Origin of the sequence: Mesorhizobium sp. M7A.F.Ca.MR.362.00.0.0 (genome assembly GCF_004023175.1) — a bacterium.
Lineage (GTDB): Bacteria > Pseudomonadota > Alphaproteobacteria > Rhizobiales > Rhizobiaceae > Mesorhizobium.
Genome location: NZ_RZTF01000191.1, coordinates 1 through 1787 on the forward strand (window position 1 = coordinate 1; position 1787 = coordinate 1787).

1 protein-coding gene is annotated in these 1787 nt (G+C 64.6%); it reads left to right on the top strand.

Features of this window, described 5'->3' with window-relative positions:
* Positions 1–1787, top strand: a 1787-nt coding sequence (locus EOC06_RS43080) for a hydantoinase/oxoprolinase family protein (RefSeq protein WP_245469879.1), incomplete at both ends; no start/stop codon positions are given.

Sequence of the window (1787 nt, forward strand, 5' to 3'; positions counted from 1 at the left end):
TCCGACCCCACCCGGCGGCTTTGCCGCCACCCTCCCCTCGAGGGGGAGGGAAAGCCCTCGCCTCATGTTCATGATGTCGTCGGGCGGTCTCACCGCCGCCGACATGTTCCAGGGCAAGGATGCGCTGCTGTCAGGACCGGCCGGCGGCGTCGTCGGCATGGTCGAGACAGCCAGGCTCGCCGGCTTCGATAAGGTCATCGGCTTCGATATGGGCGGCACCTCCACCGACGTCGCCCACTATGACGGCGAATACGAACGCGCCTTCGACACCGAGGTCGCCGGCGTGCGCATCCGCGCGCCGATGATGCGCATCCATACCGTCGCCGCCGGCGGCGGCTCGATCCTGCATTACGAGGCCGGTCGCTTCCGGGCCGGACCGGATTCGGCTGGCGCCAATCCCGGCCCGGCAGCCTACCGGCGCGGCGGCCCGCTCGCCGTCACCGACGCCAACGTCATGCTTGGCAAGCTGCAGCCCGATTTCTTCCCGGCGATTTTTGGACCCGGCCAGGACGAGCCGCTCGACGTCGAGACGGTGCGAGCAAAATTTGCGGCACTCGCCGCCGAAATCGGCGATGGGCGGTCGCCCGAGACTGTCGCCGAAGGGTTCGTCACCATCGCCGTGGAGAACATGGCCAATGCCATCAAGAAGATCTCTGTGCAGCGCGGCTACGACGTCACCGAGTATCTCCTGAACTGCTTCGGTGGTGCCGGCGGCCAGCACGCTTGCCTGGTCGCCGACGCGCTCGGCATGGAGGCGGTGCTGATCCATCCCTTCTCTGGCCTGCTGTCGGCCTATGGCATCGGTCTATCCTCGGTCTTTGCCTCGCGCCAGCAGGCGCTGCTGAAACCGCTTGCCGAAGAGTCCAGAACGGAGATCGGCAACCTCATTGCCATTTTGAGAAAAGCCGTTGTCGCCGAACTCGCGGCGCAAGGCATCGGCGAGGATACGGTCGCCACGAAGCCGGTGCTGCACATTCGCTATGACGGCACCGACACGACACTCCCGGTGAATTTCGAGGCGGATTCGATTTTCCAAGCCAGGCGCGATTTTGAAATCGCCCACAAGGCGCAGTTCGGTTTCGTCTATGACGACAAGCCGATGATCGTCGAGACCGTCGGTGTCGAAGGCACCGACACCGGCGGCACCGGGCGCGACGAAACTGAATCGCGAACCGAAGACCTTGCCGTAAGCCCTTCGCAAACCCGCGAAATCTTCACCGAGGGAGAGTGGCGCACTTCACCCATCTTCCGCCGCGAAGCGCTGAAGCCGGGAAACAGGGTTGCCGGACCTGCCTTGATTATCGAGCCGAACCAGACGATCGTCATCGAGCCGGGCTGGCTGGCCGAAATCACCGCCAGGAACCATGTGCTCCTGCGCCGTGTCGAGAAAAAGCGCCGGCAGGCAGCGCTCGGCACGGAGGCCGATCCGGTCATGCTGGAGGTCTTCAACAACCTCTTCATGTCGATCGCCGAGCAGATGGGCGTGACGCTGCAGAACACCGCCTATTCCGTCAACATCAAGGAAAGGCTGGATTTTTCCTGCGCCGTCTTCGATCGCCATGGCGCGCTGGTCGCCAATGCGCCGCACATGCCGGTGCATCTGGGCTCGATGGACCGCTCGGTCGAAACCATCATCCGGCTGAATTCCGGCGACATCCACCCCGGCGACGTCTTTGCCCTCAACGCGCCCTACAACGGCGGCACGCATCTGCCCGACATCACCGTGGTGACGCCGGTGTTTTCCCTCCCCCTCGAGGGGAGGGTGGCCGCGCAGCGGCCGGGTGGGG